Source organism: Hyalangium ruber (assembly GCF_034259325.1).
Lineage (GTDB): Bacteria > Myxococcota > Myxococcia > Myxococcales > Myxococcaceae > Hyalangium_A > Hyalangium_A rubrum.
Genome location: NZ_JAXIVS010000003.1, coordinates 132016 through 151276, shown reverse-complemented (window position 1 = coordinate 151276; position 19261 = coordinate 132016). Strand labels below are relative to the sequence as shown.

The 19261-nt window shown below is 66.4% G+C and carries 13 protein-coding genes; 3 read left to right on the top strand and 10 right to left on the bottom strand.

Annotated elements, in window-relative coordinates; translation table 11 throughout:
* Positions 1-6: 6 nt before the first annotated feature.
* The 3 genes from SYV04_RS09560 to SYV04_RS09550 form a co-directional block, all read right to left on the bottom strand.
* Positions 7-1392, bottom strand: a complete 1386-nt coding sequence (locus SYV04_RS09560; RefSeq protein ID WP_321545363.1) for an ABC transporter substrate-binding protein — start codon at positions 1390-1392, stop codon at positions 7-9.
* Positions 1392-2201 (bottom strand): tetratricopeptide repeat protein, encoded by an 810-nt coding sequence (locus SYV04_RS09555; RefSeq protein WP_321545362.1) that lies wholly within the window; start codon positions 2199-2201, stop codon positions 1392-1394. Before SYV04_RS09555 ends, SYV04_RS09560 begins: the two co-directional genes overlap by 1 nt.
* Positions 2202-2315: 114 nt before the next feature.
* Positions 2316-4103, bottom strand: coding sequence for a phosphoenolpyruvate carboxykinase (GTP) (locus SYV04_RS09550; protein WP_321545361.1), 1788 nt, complete (start codon positions 4101-4103; stop codon positions 2316-2318).
* A gap of 262 nt (positions 4104-4365) precedes the next feature.
* Here SYV04_RS09550 and SYV04_RS09545 point away from each other — a divergent pair, with 262 nt between their 5' ends.
* The 3 genes from SYV04_RS09545 (at position 4366) to SYV04_RS09535 (ending at position 12892) form a co-directional block, all read left to right on the top strand.
* On the top strand, positions 4366-6228 hold the full coding sequence (locus SYV04_RS09545; protein WP_321545360.1) for an SLC13 family permease: 1863 nt from the start codon (positions 4366-4368) through the stop codon (positions 6226-6228).
* A 329-nt stretch (positions 6229-6557) separates the two neighbouring features.
* Entirely contained in the window at positions 6558-10178 is a 3621-nt protein-coding gene (locus tag SYV04_RS09540) for a hypothetical protein (RefSeq protein WP_321545359.1), read from the top strand.
* Between the two features lie 1520 nt (positions 10179-11698).
* Positions 11699-12892, top strand: coding sequence for an amidohydrolase family protein (locus SYV04_RS09535; protein ID WP_321545358.1), 1194 nt, complete (start codon positions 11699-11701; stop codon positions 12890-12892).
* A gap of 285 nt (positions 12893-13177) precedes the next feature.
* Here SYV04_RS09535 and SYV04_RS09530 read toward each other — a convergent pair whose 3' ends face one another.
* The 7 genes from SYV04_RS09530 to SYV04_RS09500 form a co-directional block, all read right to left on the bottom strand.
* Positions 13178-13606: a hypothetical protein gene (locus SYV04_RS09530; protein WP_321545357.1), complete on the bottom strand. Its 429-nt coding sequence runs from the start codon at positions 13604-13606 to the stop codon at positions 13178-13180.
* Positions 13607-13656: 50 nt separating this feature from the next.
* Positions 13657-14277 carry a MiaE family protein gene (locus tag SYV04_RS09525; RefSeq protein WP_321545356.1) on the bottom strand — a complete coding sequence of 207 codons (621 nt, stop codon included), beginning with the start codon at positions 14275-14277 and terminating at the stop codon, positions 13657-13659.
* A 6-nt stretch (positions 14278-14283) separates the two neighbouring features.
* On the bottom strand, positions 14284-15129 hold the full coding sequence (locus tag SYV04_RS09520) for a GNAT family N-acetyltransferase (protein WP_321545355.1): 846 nt from the start codon (positions 15127-15129) through the stop codon (positions 14284-14286).
* 66 nt (positions 15130-15195) lie between these two features.
* Positions 15196-15852, bottom strand: coding sequence for an AgmX/PglI C-terminal domain-containing protein (locus tag SYV04_RS09515; RefSeq protein WP_321545354.1), 657 nt, complete (start codon positions 15850-15852; stop codon positions 15196-15198).
* A gap of 63 nt (positions 15853-15915) precedes the next feature.
* Positions 15916-16872 (bottom strand): hypothetical protein, encoded by a 957-nt coding sequence (locus SYV04_RS09510; protein WP_321545353.1) that lies wholly within the window; start codon positions 16870-16872, stop codon positions 15916-15918.
* A gap of 131 nt (positions 16873-17003) precedes the next feature.
* Positions 17004-17948: a tRNA glutamyl-Q(34) synthetase GluQRS gene (gluQRS, locus tag SYV04_RS09505; RefSeq protein ID WP_321545352.1), complete on the bottom strand. Its 945-nt coding sequence runs from the start codon at positions 17946-17948 to the stop codon at positions 17004-17006.
* Positions 17945-19144, bottom strand: coding sequence for a PEGA domain-containing protein (locus tag SYV04_RS09500; RefSeq protein WP_321545351.1), 1200 nt, complete (start codon positions 19142-19144; stop codon positions 17945-17947). Before SYV04_RS09500 ends, gluQRS begins: the two co-directional genes overlap by 4 nt.
* Positions 19145-19261 lie beyond the last annotated feature (117 nt).

Genomic DNA, 19261 nt, shown 5'->3' with positions numbered 1-19261 from the left:
CCCCGCTTACGGAGGAGGGGGCACGGTGCGCACGGTCTGGAAGGTGGTGCCTTCCACCTGCCACAGCTCGATGGGGGAGGGCGCCTCGCCCGCCGCGTCGAACTGGAGGCTGCCGCTGGCGCCCTCCACGTTGATGGAGCGTCCCGCCGCCAGCTCGTTGGCCGCCTGGGTGATGTTGCTGGAGGTGAGCTGGATGGAGGTGCCGCTGGACACCTTGGTGAGCCCCTCGGCCATCTTCGCGCCCGTCACCGCGTTGGAGGTGCCCTGGCTGTAGGCCACCGCCAGCCCGAACAGGTACATCGCGTCGTAGCTGTGCGAGGTGAAGGAGAAGTTGGAGGGGTCCACGCCGTTGTACTTGGAGATGAAGCGGGAGCGGAAGGAGCTGAACGCCTGCCCGGCGCCCTGCGCCGGCGCGGTGCCATAGGCGCCATCGACCATGCCGCGCACCGTGGCGTCCGTCAGCAGCGCCGCGTCCTTGGCGCTGTCGGTGAAGAACCACCGGTGGCCCGTGCCGAGCTTCAGGTTCGTCGAGTTGGCCGCGCGCTTGATGATGTTGGTCACATCGTCCTCGAAGCCCACCACCACGGTGAGGTCCGGGTCGAAGGTGTCGATCTGCGACAGGGGCGTGGCGATGTTCTCCGTCCTGCGCGTGTAGGGCACGGCCTGCACGTTCTTGCGCGTGCCCAGCCGCGCGGTGATGACGTTGAAGAGGCCCTGCCCGTACGGGTCGTCCAGGTAGAGGATGCCCACGCGCTGCACGGTGGTGAACTCCGCGTCATTGAGCAGCAGGTCGGCGATGACGTTGCCCTGGATGGCGTCCGAGGGCGCGGTGCGCCACAGCAGGCCCAGCTTGGAGTTGTCCTCACGGGTGGTCAGCTCCGGCGAGGTGCCGCTGGCGCTCATCGTCAGCACGCCCTGGGCCAGGGTGACGTTGGCGGCGGCCAGCGTCTGGCTGCTGCCGGCCGTCAGCAGCGCGGCGATCTTCTTCTCGCTCACCAGCCACTGGGTCTGCTGCTCCGTGCGGACCGGATCGAAGGCGGTATCGCACAGGTGCAGGGTGATCTTCTTTCCCGCCACGCCGCGCTCGTTGAGCTCGCCCAGCGCCAGCAGGATGGCGTTGAGTCCCTGGACCTCGGACTCGTCCTTGCCCAGGCCGGGGTTGGTGGCCGAGAGGCTCAGGGGCAGCGCCGCGCCCAGCTGCACCGCGTCCGCGGACAGGTCGCCGTAGCGCTCGCCGCAGCCGGCCGGCTGGGGCAGGCAGAAGTTGCTCGCGCAGACCTGGTTGTCGCCGCAGTCGGCGCTGGTCTCGCACTCGGTGAGGCCGCTCGCGGTGGTGAGGCTGCACCCCGAGAGCAGCACGGTGGAAAGGCTCAGCATGGCCAGCGCGCGCATCAGAAGCTCACCTCCATCCCGGCGCCCAGGCCCTTGGGCGCGAGCGTCATCCGCACCTCGCCCTCCACGGGGGGCCCTTCCTTGGGGAAGATGATGATGGCGCCGATGGCGGCGGCCAGGCCCACGCCGAAGCCCACGTCGGCCAGCAGCGCCTTGCCGCGCGTGTCATCGGCCGCCGTCTCCTTGGCCTCCAGGCTGCTGGCCTCGTCGAACGTCTTGCGCGCGTCGCTCGCCTGGAGCCCGAAGAAGATGCCCGCGCCCACGCTGGCCACGGACACCCCGCCCAGGGCGAAGGCCGCCACCCGCGAGCGGCGGTAGGAGGCCATGGCCCGGTCCTGCTCGGCCTGCTGCTGCTGCCGGGCGAGCTCCTCGGCACGCCGGGCGGCCGCCTGCTCCTCCTCGGCCTTGCGCTTGGCGGTATCCGCCTCCTCCTGCAGGCGCTTGCGCTCCGCCTCGGCGGTGGCGCTGGCCTGCTCTTCCTTCTCGATGAGCACCCGCGCGCGCTCCGCGGCCGAGTGGGCGCGCTTCATGAGCAGCGGGTCCATGTCACTGTCCGAGTTCTTGATGAACTGGTCGTAGTAGCTCAGCGCCTCGCGCAGGTCTCCGGCCTGCTCGTACGCCCGGGCGATGTTGTAGAGCAGGCGCGCGTCGGGCTGGGCGTCATAGGCCTTCTTCAGCACCTCGGCCGACTCGCGGTACTTGCGCGCGCCGAAGAGCCGCTCGCCCTCCTTCACCAGCGCGGCCGGATTCTTCGCTCCCTTCTGCGCCCAAGCCCCCGTGGGCAAGAGCAGCAGGACCAACGTCAACACGAAAGCCAGTCTCATAGGCCCCAAGCCTACCGCTGAACCGTGAGCCTGGAAATGAAAGGGGCCGCCCCGCGCCTTACGGCGGGACGGCCCCGGGACTTCCGAGCGGCGCGAGGGCTAGTTGCCCAGGCGCGAGATGAGGAGCTTGCGCTGGAGCATGAGGGCCTCGGGGGCCTTGGTGCCCAGCTGCTCGAAGAAGACCTCCTGGCTCTTGAGCTCGCTCTTCCACTCGTCGGCCTTGATGGAGGTGGACTCGGCCACCGCCTCCGGCGAGACGTCCAGGCCGCTGGTGTTGATGTCACCCTGGCGCGGCACCCAACCCAGCAGCGTCTCCTGGGTGGGCACGCGGCCGTGGACGCGGTTCACGATCCACTCCAGCACGCGCATGTTGTCGCCGTAGCCCGGCCACAGGTACTTGCCGTTCTTGTCCTGGCGGAACCAGTTCACCTGGAAGATCTTCGGCAGGTGGGTGATGGACTTCTGCATGTCCAGCCAGTGCTGGAGGTAGTCGCCCATGTGGTAGCCGCAGAAGGGCAGCATGGCCATCGGGTCGCGGCGCACCACGCCCACCTTGCCGGTGGCCGCGGCCGTCGTCTCGCTGCCCATGGTGGCGCCCAGGAACACGCCGTGCGTCCAGTTGAACGCCTGGAGCACCAGCGGCACCGTGTTGGAGCGGCGGCCGCCGAAGATGATGGCGCTGATGGGCACGCCCTGCGGATCATTCGCCTTGGGGCTGAGCACCGGGTTGTTGTTCATCGGCGCGGTGAAGCGGCTGTTGGGGTGCGCCGCCTTCTCCGCGCTGCCCTTCTTCCAGGGGCGGCCCTGCCAGTCGGTGAGCTCCTCCGGCACCTCGCCGTCCTTGCCCTCCCACCACACGTCCCCGTCCGCGGTCATCGCCACGTTGGTGAACAGGGTGTCCTTGGCGATGGTGGCCATCGCGTTGGGGTTGGTCTTGTTGTTGGTGCCCGGCACCACGCCGAAGTAGCCGGCCTCCGGGTTGATGGCGTACAGGCGCCCGTCCGGACCCACCCGCATCCAGGCGATGTCGTCGCCGACGGTCTCCACCTTCCAGCCCTTGTACTCGCCGGGCGGAATCATCATCGCGAAGTTCGTCTTGCCGCAGGCCGACGGGAAGGCGGCGGCCACGTAGGTGGTCTGCCCCTTGGGGTCCGTCACGCCGAGGATGAGCATGTGCTCGGCGAGCCAGCCCTCCTCGCGGCCCAGGTAGCTGCCGATGCGCAGCGCCAGGCACTTCTTGCCCAGCAGCACGTTGCCGCCGTAGCCCGAGCCGAAGCTCCAGATGGTGTTGTCCTGGGGGAAGTGGCAGATGTAGCGGCGGTCCGGGTTCACATCGCCCGTGCTGTGCAGGCCGCGGTTGAAGTCATCCGAATCGCCCAGCATGTCGAGGGCGGCCTTTCCCATGCGGGTCATGATCCGCATGTTGAGGGCCACGTAGATGCTGTCGGTCAGCTCCACGCCGATCTTCGCGTAGGGGCTGCCCAGCGGGCCCATGACGTAGGGCACCACGTACAGGGTGCGGCCCTTCATGGAGCCCTCGAAGAGCTGGCTCAGCTTGGTGTAGGCCTCGTCGGGGTCCATCCAGTTGTTGGTGGGGCCGGCGTCCGTCTTGTTCGGCGTGCAGATGAACGTGAGGTGCTCGACGCGCGCCACGTCGTTGGGGTTGGAGCGGTGCAGGTAGCACCCGGGACGCTTCTCCTGGTTGAGCGGGATGAGGATCTTCTCCTGCACCGCCTGCTCGGTCAGTCGTTTCTTCTCGTCCTCGGAGCCATCGCACCAGACGATGCGGTCGGGCTGAGTCATCTGCGCACAACGGGCGACCCAGGCCAGAAGGTCGGCATTCTTCGTCGGCGCGTTGCTCGCGACCGTCAGCTGCGTCGAAGCCATGGAAGTTTCCTCGTGTCGTCTCAAGTGAAGTACCCCCCGTGTTGGGTTCCCGCCGAAGGCGCGGAACCTAGCAGCCGGGAAGGCGCCAACCTTCGGGAAGGCCCCTCTCAAAAGCAACACCCGTTGCCTGCTGAACCCGTCTGCTGAACAGGGCACCTCTAAGTTCCACTAATTCGTGCTCCTCCTTTTAGTAGTTAACGACGCAGTGCGTCGGGGGGCTCACCTCCGGGTACATGGGCCCCCATCTTGAGGGCGCCTCCATATGACTATCGCCATCGTCTTGGGCATCGTCGTCATCGCGCTGGTGCTCTTCGCGCTCGACACCATTCCGATCGAGGTGAGCTCGCTCACCATCGTGTGCCTGCTGGCCATTACGGGGGTGCTCACGCCGCAGCAGGCCTTCGAGGGGTTCAGCAACGACACGGTCATCTTCATCTTCACCCTGCTGGCGATGACGCAGGGGCTTGCCTCCACGGGCGTGGTGCAGCTGGTGGGGCAACGGCTCGCCTTCTTCGCGCGCTACGGCCACCAGGTGTTCGTGCTGGCGATGATGGGGGCGGTGGCGGCCTTCTCGTCGATCATCTCCAACACGGTGACGACGGCGGCGTTCCTGCCGGTGGCGATCGGCGCGGCGCACCGGGCCAAGGTGCCCAAGAGCAAGGTGCTCCTGCCGCTGGCGTACGCGTCGATGCTGGGGGGGACGATCTTCCTGTTCGGTACCTCCACCAACCTCGTGGCCTCGGCGGCCATGGAGAAGATGGGGATGAGGGGCATCGGCGTGGCGGAGCTGGCGCCGGTGGGGCTGCCCATCGCGGTCATCGGTATCCTGGTGGTGGTGCTGCTGGGGCCGCTGCTGCTGCCCTCGCGGGCGGACGGGGCGGGGGTGAGCGAGTGGTCGCTGCGCGACTACCTCACCGAGGCGGTGCTTCCGAGGGACTCGCGCTACCTGGGCAAGGAGCTGGCGGAGATCACCGAGGGCCTGGGGTTGCGTGTCATCGGGCTGATCCGGGGAGGGCAGTCCATCCCGGCGCTGCCGACGTACCAATTGGTGGGAGATGAGCGGCTCATCGTCGAGGGCAAGCGCGAGGACATCCTCCGGGTGAAGGACCTGAAGGGCATCGACATCCGCCCGGACGTGAAGCTGGGCGATGCGGAGCTGAGCAGCCGGGATGCGGTGCTGGTGGAGGCGAGCGTGCCGCCGGGGAGCCCGCTGGTGGGGCGGAGCCTGAAGGAGGTGCTCTTCGTGGAGCGCTACGGGCTGGTGGCGCTGGCGCTGCACCGCAAGCCGGCCATCCAGCGGCTCACCAAGCTGCAGATGCTGGGGCGCATCTTCGGGGAGCAGTCGCTGTCGGCCATGCCACTGTCGGTGGGAGATGTGCTGCTGCTGCGCGGGCCGCGCTCGCGCGTGGCGGAGCTGGCCGACGGCACGACGCTGCTGGTGCTCAGCGACTACGAGTACCAGCCGCCGCGCTACGGCAAGGCGCTCTTGGCGGTGTGCCTCTTCCTGGGCGCGCTGGCCATGGGAACGCTGGAGGTGGTGCCCCTGTCGGTGGCGGGATTGGCGGGGATGCTGGCGATGATCGTCACCGGCTGCGTGGACGCGCGCATCGCCTTCCGGGTGGACTGGCGGGTGGTGCTGCTCATCGGCTCGATGATGGCGCTGGGCGTGGCGATGGAGGTGAGCGGGGCGGGCAGGTACCTGGGCAACCTGGCGGCGGGGATGGGGGCATATGGAGGGCCGCGCATGGTGCTGGCGGTGTTGATGGTGCTGACCATCCTGTTGTCGGCGCCCATGAGCAACCAGGCGGCGGCGCTGGTGGTGTTGCCGGTGGGGATCAGCGCGGCGGCGCAGCTCGGGGTGGACGCGCGGCCGTTCGCCATCGGAATCACGCTGGCGGCGAGCTGCTCGTTCATCACGCCCTTGGAGCCCAGTTGTGTGCTCGTCTACGGCCCGGGGCACTACCGGTTCACGGACTTCTTCCGGCTGGGCACGCCGCTGACGGCGCTGCTGGTGGCGTTCCTGGTGTTCATGGTGCCAACGGTGTGGCCCTTCCAGACCCAGGGCTCCCAGGAGTCGAAGGCCGGGGTGCCGGTGAGCCTCAGCGCGCCCTCGCCCTCGCCCTAGCTAGGTTTCTGAAGGAAGTACGCTGCTGACGTTACAGGCGGGGCCAAGCGCTGTCTTTACATCCAGAGCTGTACGGGTCTGGATGCACTTCAAGCAGGCCCTCAACAGCCAGTTCGGGAGAGCGTTCTGCCAATTCCTCTCCCGAGGGTCATGTTGTCAGGGGTGGGGGTCTATCGAGATGGCCTCGTAGGCTACACAACCCTCGAACACAATCGAGGTGTTCTCGCAACAACTCGGTACTTGGACCCCCTGTTTCTGGCTGGCATGATGAGTGGATGATCCTGGCAAGCCGGTGCGGCTTGCCGTGGAGGCTCACTTGGGGGGAGTCCATGCCTACGAACGATGGTATTGCGCAGGAGCGGAAGTCCGCCGAGTCCTCCGTGGTCCGTCCCGAAGCCCGCCCTCTGTACTGGGCAGATCTGACGGAGGACCAACGCAAGGTCGTCGTGGAGATTCACCAGTGGCTCGAAGACTTCATCAAGTCTCCCTTGGACAAAGGGCTCCGCACAGGGATGACGCGGAGTCCCTTCGACTATCAAGAGATCCATGAGCATCGCCCCTCCAACGTCATCCTCATCGACGGAGGACGTGGAAGCGGGAAGACGAGCGTCCTTCTCACTGCGCTCCGGCTCTGGAGGCGCGCCGCTGCGGGGGATGGAGCGCAGCTTCGCTCGGACTTGTTCGGTCCTTCCGTCCTTGAGGGTGGCGGCTCGACCGCCCGAAACGAGGAGCATGGAGCCCCCTTGGAACTCATCGCTCGGCTACAGGGGCCGCTGGCTCGCAAGCTTGTTCCAATTCGACCGCTAGACCTCCAGCCGCTCCCGCCATCGACGTCCTTGCTCCCATGGATTGCTGGCCGGCTCCTGGAACTGGTGGACCACCTGGAGGATCCCTCGGGGGGACGGGAGATTCGGGAGAATACGGCACCCATCGCGAGCTGGGAACCGGAGTGGGAGAAAGAACTCGCATCACGCCGGCAGTGGCGCAATCTGTTGCAGTGTGCTGCCCTCGGCTGGGCCAGCAACCTACCTGCTCGCCAGGGCTCTCTCGACCCAGACAGTTATGCCGAGGAACTCAAGCAGGCGGAGCGAGCAAGGCTCACGGTCTTCGACCAGTGGCGCTATTTCCTAGATGCAGTGATCGCCGACGCCCATCGCCTCTATCCCCATCTTGTGGATGAGAACGCGCGGCTCATCATCCCGATCGATGATGCGGACATGAATCCTCACCGGTGCGTGGACCTGCTAGAGCTCATGCGTTCGCTTTGGGCTCCCCGGGTGTTCTTCATCCTCACCGGCCACAGCCCGCTATTCCAGAAGACACTGCACCTGCACTACCTCAAGATGATGCGCCAACCGCTCGGTAATGGCGCCCTGACGGACCGCGAGTTCGACTATGTAGAGGCGAAGCCCAACGCGCGCCAACTCGGGCTTCAAGCCTATGACAAGGTGATACCCGCAGGACATCGGTTCAAGCTAGCGAAGCTCAGTGGGACAGAGAGGTTCCTTCTCTTGAAGGACATGTTGACCGTGTCCATCCAGAAGGAAGGGGACGAAGATTTCGCTCCGCCGACGCTTGCTGGCTACTTCGAACTCTCCCCAGCGCTTCAGCAGGGCTTGCCCCACCGGCTGCGTCAGATCCAGAACGTTCGCCAACGCCTGGAGCGAGACCCCCATGCGATGATGCGGATCAGCCGGCTCTGGACGGACACTATCGAGAATGGGCAATGGACCACGGATGAGCAGGCGCTGCTCAAGCAGTTGGTTCAGGTCAATCAGGACGGCGAGCTGCGTGTGGATGTTGAGCAGAAGCTGGAGCCCCTCGCACGGCGCATCAATCGATTGAAGCCGAGTGAGAAGCTCTCCCTGAACGTCAACATCATCACGGGCTTTACGTTCAAGGGGCCCATCGTTGAAAGGTCTCCTCAAACTGGAGAGCAGAGGTCTCAGCTTCGAGAGCTTGAGGACTATCTTACCAGCCTACTCATGCTGGCGATGAACGTGGCAGCGGACATAGTCAGCGGCAGCTTTCCACGAACTGCCCCGGCGCCTCGGCATATCGACTACCCGCTGGTCGTAAGTCATCTCCAGCCCCTGGGGAAACTCTCCAGCCAGTTGGCCTTTACCTGGCCAATTCCCGAATGGGCAGCGCCCATTGATTTCAGTGTCTTTGACAAGGCTTGGGCAAGGCACCTGCTTCGCTTGAAAGAGGACAAAGCCGCCGCCAACGTGTGGTACGGCGAGATGGTTTACTTGTACCTCTGGGGAATTGTCGAGGTAGGGCTGCGGCGTACCCTACCTGATGTTCCTGTCTTGACCTCCCAGGAAGCTCCTCGGGAGTCTTCTAGCTGGGGCCCGCTCATCCAACGCATTGTGCGCGAAGCGGCTCGGTTGCATACGAGCGAGAACAAGACGCTGCGAACGCTGGGTTTCTACAACTGGTTGCTGGGGGAGGCGATTCTACTCGCCGCCCCGGAGTATGGCCTCCCCGAGGAATTAGCCAACAGCCTGTTGCTCCAATGGCTGGCAGCACTGAAGACCCAGGACAAGTGGTTCCGGGAGCAGGCCTTGGATGCCGCTCGGCATGCTCGCCGAGCAAAGGTTCGGTATGCTATTCGAGAAGCCAAGGGCAAGGGAGGAGGGGAGGAGAGCATTCTGGCCGAGATAGACAATGCTCATGATCGGTTTGTCTGGGGACGCGCGATCGAAGACAGAGCAGAGCCTGTCATTGGCCTCCCCACGGAAATCAAAGACTTGCTCGAAAAGGTTATCGTTCAGCATCCCCCAGCCAGTTCCATTCAGACTCCGCCCACTCTTCAGGAGTATCTCGCTGAATTGCATGTCAAGCCCCTGCTGTCTCTCTCGGATCCCCAACGGCTCAAGGAACTCCAGGATCGCTTGGAGCGGTATGTGCTCATCGAAGGCGCGGCGCCGCTTGTCCTTCGTCTGCTCTGGCGCTTCTTCGTCGTAAACCCGGCCCCTGAGTCTCAGCGGCGGAGCCTCGATCAGATGATCGTGGAGAAGAAGAATCGCTTGAAACTCCACCTGCCTGAGAATATGCGCCAATGGTTGACGGAGCCCGTCACTCAACGCGCACGCCCTGAAAAAGAGGTGGCTGCGCGTGCGGAAGCGGATTCAACACCAGGACTTGCCTACGCATTGCGGATCTTCCCCTTGGGAGACGGATTCGAGAAACCCGCAAGCGCGCTGGAAGGGCTCTTGCAGGTCGCTCACGATGTTCAATTTGATGAAGACGACGGACGGGGCTCTCTAGAAGATCTGCTCCCTCCCTCCATCTCTCCATCTAAGGCGGTCCTCCCTCGAGCGACAACCGTGCTTCGGCAGGCTTCGCGCTCTTTCGAGTTTGACTGGCTGGTTCCAGGGTGGGGTACTTTCCTGGATTGGAAGGAAACAAACCAGATCTGGACGCTAATGTTCAAGAGGATCGACCCCCTTCTACAGGAGACTGGCAGCAGCTTGAGCGAGGTCGCGCTTGTTGCCTTGTTTCACGCCTTCTTGGACGGCATGCGCAAGTTGTGCCTAACGCGAAATGTTGATCCTCAAAGTCCCAACCTCAATATTGGCAGTGAAGAACTTGCCTTGTTGGGAAAGCGAATTCGTGAGGTGACTTTTTCCTCGAAAGTGGGGGGAGCACGTTTTCTCCGGGCTGTCGAATGGGCCCAGGGAGCAGCGGCCCTCTATGGAGCACCGGAGTCCGGGATGCCAGTTTGGGCGGCGGAGGCCTACCTCAGCGCATGGAAAGATGCCTCGCCAGGGCGCGTCGCGGAGATACTGGAGGTGCGCCGCAGCCGCGCCAAGGTCGCGCTCGTGCGGGCCGGAATTTCCGCCGACACGAGGACCGTCAAGCGGTTTCTCAATGAGATCGATCAAGCTGCTGGTGGGCACCCTTGGTTCAAGATCTTCGCTAATGAGACCCATGGACAGTCTTAAAACCTCATTCTCAAGCATCCATGACTGACCCCGTTCATATCCGGCATCTAGAGGCTGAGATCGCCTCGTGGCCTCTGTGGTCAGAGGCTGGCTTTCGGCGGTGCTTTGTGCGATTGGAGCAAACCCCCACGAGAGCTCTCGGAAAGTCCACACAAGCACTCTCAGAGGACTTGCTTCAGTGGTTGCGCCCTCGTTCGCGCGGAACTTCCCTAGAAGTCCTGCGTAGGCTCCAAGACCACGTTTGGTTCTCCACTGCGGAGAAGTCTTTGGATCGCCCCGGCCACAATGCCTCGTTGGAGGATTATGTCGGCTCGTTCACCTCCCGCTTGCTGACAGCTAGCGGAGGCAAGTTCTTCATCCGGGATGGGCCTCTCGCTTCAGTGGTCCCGTCTGCTCCAAGAGGGAGCGAGAACATCGAGGACAGAATCGCCGCGTGGCGCTGGCTTTCGTTGGCATTGCCACAGGACCTACTCCTCGCGTCATTCTGCTGTGTCACCGAGACCAGCAGTGCTCCAGCCTGTGATCATGTGTCGCTAGGCGCCGAGCACTTGGATCGGTTCTTCTGCGAGGATGGTATCGCGCAAACCCACCTCCACTTAGGCGCGGCCCTCTCATTTGGCGTCCTGTGGACTCATCTGATGTCACGGATCTCAACCGACGAGGTTCAACCCGGACCGCTCCACTGCGCTGCGGGGACACCGTTTGGTGGAGAGCAGGAGTTCCTAGGGTGGTTGGTGACTGCCGGGGTGGCGCGTTTATGCCTCGCCTCCTTCCTGAGGCAATTGCAAGAGCCGAACTTCGCAAGGTACATGCCCCGGCTGGCTGGGCGCACCGAGGAGCCGCGCGAGTTTCTCTCTGTGGTGAGTGCGCTCCTGCGTGGCAATGCACCCGTACCATTCGTGAGTGCGAGGTCGCAGCTGCGACGTCTAGCTGGTCCCGCTCCCGCTCGGCTCCCTGCTTCGCTACCAGAAATCCGGGAGGCGGATCCCCTCTACAAATGGAAGCTCGGAGGAAGGAGTCTTCATCTGCCGCATGTCACCCAGCCCGGGTGCTTGCCAGAAACCCTCCTCTTGTTCGAAGCCATGCGCTGGCTGAGACAGGTGCGCATGGAGCGCCAGCGGGTCGAGGCTACGGGGGGCCGGTGGACATCACGGGGAGAGGATCTTTTCGAGAGGGTGTTCTGGCAGTATGTCCGCATCCGAAACCGGACATACCGGCACCTCGTTCAGGAACCAGGAACTGCTGGACTCGACTGGTTCTCTACACACTTCCGGCGCATCGGCAGCTTGCGTAAAGGAATGGAGCAGGCGCTGATGAGCGCTGCCCTTCATCTTGAGGGAAAAGGTCCCGCTCCACTCTCATCTTTGGAGGTTCGAACTTCGCCTCCAAGCTCCTGGGCCGAGGTGCGAACCCTAGTCAGAGACATTGCTCGTGACGTGGATGCACCCCCTGAGTGCAATCCAGAGCGTGGGCTCGTCCTTCACTTTGTGAAGCTAGCAGAGCGCCCTGGTGGTAAGGGCATGTCCTACGCTGACCCACGCTCAGCTGGACATGCCTGCCGGTTTGGCCAGTACTTCTCTGACCGTCTACGCGAGGCGCAAGCCATCGAGACCGCGCTTCAGCGGCACCCTGAACTGCTCGTCATCCTGCGTGGCCTGGATGTGTGCAGCTTGGAACTGGCAATCCCCTCTTGGGTCTTCATTCCCCTCTTCCAGCGGCTGCGGGCCCATTCTGAGCAGGTCTCCCAGAAACTGGCTCACCTCGGGCATGTTCCTCCATTTCGGTTTACCCTCCACGCGGGAGAGGACTTTCGCCGCTTGGTGGAAGGACTGCGGCGTATTCATGAGCCGCTGATGTTCCACATGCTAGGCCCAGGAGATCGGCTAGGGCACGCCGTGGCGCTCGGGCTGGACCCAGGACGATGGGCTGCAACCACACCGATTACGCGGCAGCCCCTTGAAGAGCGGCTCGACGATCTCGTCTGGGAACTCCACCTATATCGAGAGCAGTGCATTCCAGTGGACTCCTCGCGCATCGAGGCGGTACGCGGTGAGGTTGCCAATCTCTCTCGGCAGATCTACGAGAATCCCATTCCCGCCGATGTATTGATTGAGGCTTGGAAGCAGCGACACTCTCCAGGAGTGCTCAAGAGGCTTGGCTATCCCCACATGGGCGCGCTCTCGCGTCGACGTATTGTTGCGGCCGCAGCGCAGCCCCAGGATTGGCTGCTGTGGAGGTATCTAACGGACTATGACGTCTATCACCGTGGACAGCGCACCACCGAAGTCCAGGCCACAGATGGAGAGGTCCAGGTGCTGCGCCGTATGCAATACTTCCTGCGCAAGCATGTGGCCCAGCGGGGTATGACCGTGGAGGCCAATCCCTCCAGCAACCTACTCATTGGGGATATCCCCTTCGAGGCTCACCCCATCTTCGCGCTTCAACCGCTAGCCGGCATGCAGGCGGCCGAAGGCGGCCCGGTCCCCGTGAGCCTTGGCGACGATGACCCGATCACCTTCGCGAGCTGTCTGCCTGACGAGTTTTCCTATCTTTATTATCAACTCGTTCGTCAGGGCATAGGGGCCCAGGACGCGATGAACTGGCTGGACCAAGTCCGTAAGAATGGATTGAGGGCGCGCTTCACACTTCCGAACTATTCCCGTATGCCGGAGCGGCGCTCACGGCGGCCTCGCTCTGGGCGTGCCCCGGTGTAGCGCAGGCGTCACGCGCTGCTCGCGCTTTCTCGGACACGGTACCGTGAGAGTCGAGGCCTGGGGGAGGGGGCTGTGGCTCAGGTCCGAATCCTTGCGTTGGCGTTGCGGAATCCGCGTCTGGCTTGAGGAGATCTTCAAGACAAGCAGCTTTGGCAGGCCTTTAGCTTAGGGCGACCTGCCTTCCACCGTTCACCTGGGTTTGCTTCAGCCGCGAGGGAGGTCGCAGCCCGCCGCTGCTGGAACTCACGGATCCGTTTCTGCAGTGCTTGCCTGTGGGGCTTGGCTCTAGATGTCGCCGCAGGCGAGCACCGCGCCGCTAGCGTCCTCGATGTCCGTGATGCGCTCGTGGACGGCGAAGGCATGCGAGCCCTGGAAGGAGCCGATGCGCTCCGCGTGCCCCTTGTGCCCCTCTCGGATGTACGCCCGCTGCCGGGGGTAGCCATCTGGCTCGAAGCCCTCCCGGTGCTCGTGCATGCCCAGCGAGGCGCACCGGCCTTCATGGACGAAGCCGATCACCTGCCGCGTGCCCGTGTCGCTCACCGTGAACCCGAAGCGCACCTCACCGAAGCCCGACTTGCCGGGGATCTCCTCCACCGTCAGCGAGCCGGTGATTCCAGAGTCTCCCACCGCCTGAATGGGCACCTCGAGGGTGGCGTTCTCTCCGCAGGCGACCAGTCCGGTGAAAGCCAGGGCCATCATCCATACACGGCGCATCAGCGTCCTCCTGGGACGGGTGGAGCAGCCCGCTCACCCTAGCACTGCCCTCAGTGGATCGCCGCGCGCACCCCGATGGCGGTCAGCACCTCGGCCTCGCGGGCCAGCAGCACCTCCAGCCGCTCCCGCACCGCCGCCTCATCCCCGCTCGCCGTGACGGCCAGCTTGTAGAAGAGCGACTGGTGCCCGTCCTCCGACTGCGCCAGCTCTCCATAGAAGCGGCGCAGCGCCGGGTCCTCCAGTCCCTCGGCGAGCAGGGAGAGCCGCTCGCACGAGCGCGCCTCGATGACCGCCGCCACCAGCAGCCGGTCCACCCGGCGCTCGGCCGAGGGGTTGCGGATGAACTTCTGCAGCCCCTGCGCGTACGGGTCCCCCGCGTCCTTCGTGAGCGTGAGCCCGCGCGCGGCCATCAAGTCCAACACCCGGGCCAGGTGGGCGCTCTCCTCGCGTGCCAGCCGCGCCATCTGCGCTGGCAGCCCGGGCAGGTCCGGGTACACCTGCAGCATCGACAAGGCGTTGGCCGCCGCCTTCTTCTCGCAGTGGGCGTGGTCGACGAGCACCTCATCGAAGCGCTCGAGGGCCAACGGGAGCCAGCGCGCATCCGTGGGCGCGTGGAGGATGACAGGCCCCTCTCCAGAGAGGGGACGACGGCTGGGCGTGGGACGGGACATGGCGATCTATTCCAGGAGGACCAGGCGGTGGACCCGCTGGGCCAGGTAGCCCACCTTGCGCGCGATGCGGGCCATGCTCTCGTCCTTCTCTTCCACCCGCAGCACCAGCCGGGGCAGCGAGGACAGCAGGTGCCGGGAGATCTGCCCCAGGCACAGCGTCGCGTGGCCCTTTCCGCGCTCCTGGGGCGCGGTGTAGAGCCCCTCCAGCTCCGCGCCGTGCTGCGAGCGGCTGCCGATGTCCACCTTGAAGACCAGCGCGCCGTGCTCCTCCAGCACGTAGGTGCGCCGGCCCCGCACGCGCTGCATGACGCGCGCCTCGTAGCCATCCGGGTCCTCGGCCAGCGGGTCTCGCTCCATCAGCTCGCGCACCGCGCCCTGCGCCAGCGGCATCAGCCGGGGCACATCCTCCTCCCGGGCCAGCCGCAGGGTGGGGTTGGTGAAGGGCCCCAGGTCATCGGCGGAGACGGCGAACAGGCGGTGGGTACGCGACAGCCGGGGCCGGGCACCCGCGCCCAGGCTGCGCACCAGCGCGTCCACCGCCGGCTTCTCGCCCAGCGTGGCCTTGAGCCGCACCTGCGCCGCGAGGGGCTCGGCCAACTCGGTGATGAAGGCCGGGTCGCTGGCGGAGGGCACCACCAGGCCACCCTCTCCGCCCACGAAGAGGGCGGCGGTGAGGTTCTTGCTGGCGTCGAAGCGGCCGTGGAAGGCGAAGCGGGCTCGCCCGGCGCGCGGCACGATGCCGAACTCCTCGAAGAGGCCCAGCAGATAGATGTTGTGCGTCGAGTCCTTTGCCAGGAACGAGCGCAAGGCATCGGTGTGCTGAGGACCGAGCTGTTCGATGGTGGCGGGCATCTGGGGTGAGTCAGGCGCACCAGTGAGGTTCGGACAAGCCGAGGCGCACCTTACGGGAAGGGAGCCTCAACGGCCAGCGTCCGGGTTGGGTACGAAGCGGAAGGGGTAGGTGATGGTGACCCTGCCCCCCCCGCGCGGTGCCGGAAACCGGACATCCAGGAGGGAGTCCAGGAAGCAGGCCTGGGCGAAAGGGTCCTGGACGGTGGTGTCCACCACCTCTCCGTCCCGGAAGTGGCCGGTGAGCCCCTGGCCCTCGACGGTGAAGCGCAGCGTGACCGAATGGGTGCCCGGGTGGCGCTCGGCCACGTCCTGGAAGCACTGGCGGATCAACGGCACCACCGACTGGATGGCCCGGCGCACGTCCTCCTTGTCCACCGTGCCCTCGGAGGACTCTTCCCGGGGCTCGGCCTCGGGAATGGAGATGGCCGGGGGTGGCAGGAAGCGGGAGGGGAGGGAAGCCCCCGGGCGTGGAGGCTGTCCCCCAGGAGTCGGAGGCACCTGGGGCGCTTCGGGCGGGGCGGCGGGGGGCGCGACGGCGCGAGGAGGAGGCTCGGCGGGAGCCGGGGCCGGCGTGGGAGGCGGGGGCGGAGGCGTGGGTACGGCCTGCCGTTCACTCGGCACGTCGGGCTCGGGACGGGTGAGCCAGAGCGCCAGCGCGCACAGGCCCACGAAGGGCAGGACGATCCAGAGGATGAGGGCGCGGCCCGACACGGCGGGGAGCATACAAAAGCGAAGGCTCCTGGCGTGTCCCCAGGAGCCTGGCTGTCCGCCACAGGGAGTCGCGGCCTACGGGTACACCTCGCGGCGAGGGCTCACCGGCGGCACCACGGTGCCCCCCGCGTAGTAGCGCTGGCGCCTGCTCACGCCGAGGGTGGCGCCGAGGATCGACGAGACGAGGCCCAGCAGGAGCGCGAAGAACACGCCCCAGAAGACGCGGCCCGTGGTGTCCGCGGCCTGGAGCGCGCCCTGCTGGACGTCCTGCTTGATCTCCCCGGCCTTGGCCTGCACCTGGCCCCACTGCTGGTTCCACTGCGTCTCGATGCGGCCGGCGATCTCCTGTGCGTCCTGACGCGAGAGCGCGGTGTTCTGCGCGATGGCGTTGACGAGCAGCTCACGGTCCATGCGGCCCTGCTGGATGGAGGTGTTGATTACGTCCTTGGTGGCAGCCTGGAGCTGGGCCGCGGTGATGGTGGGCTTGCCCTCCTGTTGCAACCGCTGGTTGATGGGGGCGAGCGCATCCTCCGCGTTGAGCCCGAACGACCGGGCGAGGCCCTGGGCCTGGTCTCCCTGCGAGGCGATGCCCGTGGCGGCCCCGACGACGGCCGTGCCCGTGGCGCCCACCGCGGCCTTGCCCACGTTGAACACGGTGCCCAGCAGCGACGAGATCGCCATGCCCATGATGATGACGCCCGCCAGCGTGGTGAGGCCCCAGAGCACGGCGCCGTGCAGCGCGCCGCCGGTCTTGTCCAGCACCCCCGCGGTGCGCGAGGCCACCAGCCCACCGGCGAAGAGGGCGATGAGCGGCGCAATGAGCGACCAGATGCCGGTGCCGATGCCCGCCGCCCTGGCGCTTCCGGGATCCGCCGGATCCACCGAGGACAGCCCCAGGGCGAGCCCCAGCGAATACAGCAGCACCCAGACCCCCAGCGCGACGAAGGTTCCCCCGAAGATGGCGCCCCAGCTCAGCTTGAAGGGGACACCTGGGATCGCCTCCACGCGCGACTTCTCCACGATCTCAGCCATGCCTGCCGCTCCTGCGAAGGGAGCGCTCCGCGGAGCCGCGAGACGCTCGCATCCGGAGCAAAGGTGGGCATCTGTTCACTTCCTGAGAATTCGAGCGTGATTGCCTGTCTCCTCTCGAAGCGAGGAGACGTTCACTCCAGCCCCAGCGCCGTCACGAGCGTCTGCTCGCGCGCCACCACGGGCGTTCGGGGCAGGGCCTCGGGATGGAAGCGCCGCACCAGCTCCGCCAGCGCGACGGGAGTTCCGTCTCCCAGTCCGCTCCAGGCGGCGAGCAGGCCCAGAACCCGCTCGGCGGGAAGCCCGCGCTCTCGCAGCTCCGCCAGGGCGAAGGCCCCCTCGCGCTTGGCGAGCCGCTTGCCGTCCTCGCCCAGCACGAGGGGCACGTGGAAGAACTCGGGCGCGGTCAGCTTCAGCGCGGCGTAGAGCTGGAGCTGACGGGGCGTGGAGCTCAGCAGGTCATCGCCCCGCAGCACATGGGTGATGTCCGTGGCGGCGTCATCCACGACCACCGCGAGCTGGTAGCTGGCCACGCCGTCGTTGCGGCGCACCACGAAGTCCCCCACCGCGGCCTCCACGTCCTGGGCATAGGGACCCTGCAGCCCGTCCACGAAGGACACCTCGCCGGGCTGCGTCCGGAAGCGATACGCGGGCGTGCGCGTGCGGGAGCGCTCGGAGATCTCCGCCGAGGACAGACGGGCACAGGTGCCCGGATAGCGTGGCCCCTCGTCGCTCAGGCCATGGGGCGCGCTGGCCGCGCGGGCGATCTCCGCTCGGGTGCAGAAGCAGGGGTAGACGCGGTCTTCCCGCTCCAGGCGCGCCAGCGCGTCCCGGTACACCGCGTCGCGGGCGCTCTGGAAGAGGAGCGGCTCGTCCCAGGTGAGCCCCAGCCACTCCAGGTCTCGCATCAGGTCATCGAGGTACTGGGGACGGCAGCGTGCGCGGTCGAGATCCTCCACGCGCAGCAGGAACTGGCCTCCGGCGGCGCGGGCCTGGAGCCAGCCGAGCAGCGCGCTGCGAGCATTGCCAAGGTGGAGGCGCCCGGTGGGGCTGGGCGCGAAGCGGCCACGGAAGCTCATGGGCGGACGAGGGGCTTGCGGGGATTGAGCGGCGCGCGGTCCGGCGTGGGAGCGGTGGGCTTCGGAGCGCTCACGGGCTTGTCCTGCAGCGGGTACTTCACCTGGGCGAGGCGGGAGGCTTCGACCGCCACCGAGGACGGAGCGGTCGGAAGCGTGACGGGCGAGCCCGCCTCGGCGCCACGCGAGGTGAGCACGGCGGTCAGCTCACGCAGCGGGGGCCCCGCGTCGAGCAGATCGATGTCCAACGCGATGCGCGGCACGCGGCGAAGCGTCCGGGAGCCGGGCACGAAGAGGAAGGCATCCAGGGCGAGGCCCGAGCCCGAGCGGGAGATCGTCCCCAGCACGGCGAGGTCCGCGCGCAGTGTCTGGGCGAGCGCTTCCGCCGCTTCCACCGAAGCCGTGTCGAGCCGATTGCTCGCGAGCGCCGAGGCGAGCACCGCGCCGGGGCCCTCGCCGGGAGGCTTCACCCGCACCTCTACCTCTTTGCCGCTCACCGCCTCCACGATGCCGCCCGTGGCCTCGCCCGAGGGCAGGACCGCGCGCCACAGGTGGGCGCCCGGAGGCACCTCCACCACGCGCACGGGAGCGATGCCCACCGGCTGGCCATCGATCGTCAACGTGACGCCCGGGGGCACGGACGTGAAGCGCACGGAGCCGCGCGGTTGCTCACGCAGGGCCGCGTGGACTCGCTCCACCGTACGCGCGAAGAGGGGAGAGGTGGCGGTCAGCGGGAGCGTGCGTCCCGGAGAGAGCGAGAGCGCGGAGGAGAGGCTGCGCGCGGCCTCTTCATCCTGTCCCTGGGCGTAGCGCACCGCCGCACGCAGGGCATGGGCATCGGCCAGCTCGTTGCCGGACGGAAGCTCCGCCGCCACGGTGGAGAAGGCCTCGATCGCCTTGCCGAGCGCGGCCTCCGCACCGGCGAAGTCGCGCTGCTGCCTCCGGGCTTCCGCATCCTTCATAAAGGCGCGGGCCTGGGCGAGCACCTCCGGGGGCTCGGAGGGGGGCGGCTCGGCCAGCTCCCACCCTTCCACCGCGCGCAACTCGGTGGCGAGCCGCAACGTCACCCGGGGCCCCGCCCGTGAAGGAACATCTCCCGTGAGCGCCTGGATGGGCAGGACGGCCACGCGCCGGGGGGCCTCTTGCGCACCCAGGGAGGTGCCGAGCAGCAGGCTGAGCAGGAGCGCGATCCGCTTCATGGTGGACCGCACACTAACCTGTCCGACGTCAGACAGGTTGAGCAGGAGCGCCGCCCGAGAGCGCTGGCATCAGGGCACCGTCTTCCCGAAGTCCTTGTTGCCCTGCTCGCGGGGAGG

Bases quoted from the DNA above. Each gene is read 5' to 3' on its own strand.
- SYV04_RS09560 (WP_321545363.1), bottom strand. From the start codon at position 1,392: ATGCGCGCGCTGGCCATGCTGAGCCTTTCCACCGTGCTGCTCTCGGGG.
- SYV04_RS09550 (WP_321545361.1), bottom strand. From the start codon at position 4,103: ATGGCTTCGACGCAGCTGACGGTCGCGAGCAACGCGCCGACGAAGAAT.
- SYV04_RS09545 (WP_321545360.1), top strand. From the start codon at position 4,366: ATGACTATCGCCATCGTCTTGGGCATCGTCGTCATCGCGCTGGTGCTC.
- SYV04_RS09540 (WP_321545359.1), top strand. From the start codon at position 6,558: ATGCCTACGAACGATGGTATTGCGCAGGAGCGGAAGTCCGCCGAGTCC.
- SYV04_RS09535 (WP_321545358.1), top strand. From the start codon at position 11,699: ATGTCCTACGCTGACCCACGCTCAGCTGGACATGCCTGCCGGTTTGGC.
- SYV04_RS09530 (WP_321545357.1), bottom strand. From the start codon at position 13,606: ATGCGCCGTGTATGGATGATGGCCCTGGCTTTCACCGGACTGGTCGCC.
- SYV04_RS09525 (WP_321545356.1), bottom strand. From the start codon at position 14,277: ATGTCCCGTCCCACGCCCAGCCGTCGTCCCCTCTCTGGAGAGGGGCCT.
- SYV04_RS09520 (WP_321545355.1), bottom strand. From the start codon at position 15,129: ATGCCCGCCACCATCGAACAGCTCGGTCCTCAGCACACCGATGCCTTG.
- SYV04_RS09515 (WP_321545354.1), bottom strand. From the start codon at position 15,852: ATGCTCCCCGCCGTGTCGGGCCGCGCCCTCATCCTCTGGATCGTCCTG.
- SYV04_RS09510 (WP_321545353.1), bottom strand. From the start codon at position 16,872: ATGGCTGAGATCGTGGAGAAGTCGCGCGTGGAGGCGATCCCAGGTGTC.
- gluQRS (WP_321545352.1), bottom strand. From the start codon at position 17,948: ATGAGCTTCCGTGGCCGCTTCGCGCCCAGCCCCACCGGGCGCCTCCAC.
- SYV04_RS09500 (WP_321545351.1), bottom strand. From the start codon at position 19,144: ATGAAGCGGATCGCGCTCCTGCTCAGCCTGCTGCTCGGCACCTCCCTG.